Genomic DNA, 248 nt, shown 5'->3' on the forward strand with positions numbered 1-248 from the left:
TTTGTTTCTGGTTCTGAAAGCCTTTTATTAATTTGGGCTTTAAAATATTCCCAATTATAATTCTTCATTATTCTTTTATTTATTTTTGAATTGAAGTTCATACATTGGTGTTTCAGAGAACATTCTGAACAATCATCACAAATATCATTTACATGTCGTGATATATCATTTGTGGGGATAAGAACTGAAGTTTCCATTGGTAGAGTAAGTTGAGTCATGTTATAATCTTTATACATAAGGCACCTCGT

1 protein-coding gene is annotated in these 248 nt (G+C 29.4%); it reads right to left on the reverse strand.

Translation table 11 applies throughout. The features are described 5' to 3' along the window. Nucleotides 1-236, reverse strand: a 236-nt coding sequence (locus KA858_RS12200) for a hypothetical protein (RefSeq protein ID WP_210135823.1), incomplete at its 3' end; no start/stop codon positions are given. Nucleotides 237-248: the final 12 nt, after the last annotated feature.

The organism is Staphylococcus sp. GDX8P80P, from assembly GCF_017893095.1.
GTDB lineage: Bacteria > Bacillota > Bacilli > Staphylococcales > Staphylococcaceae > Staphylococcus > Staphylococcus borealis.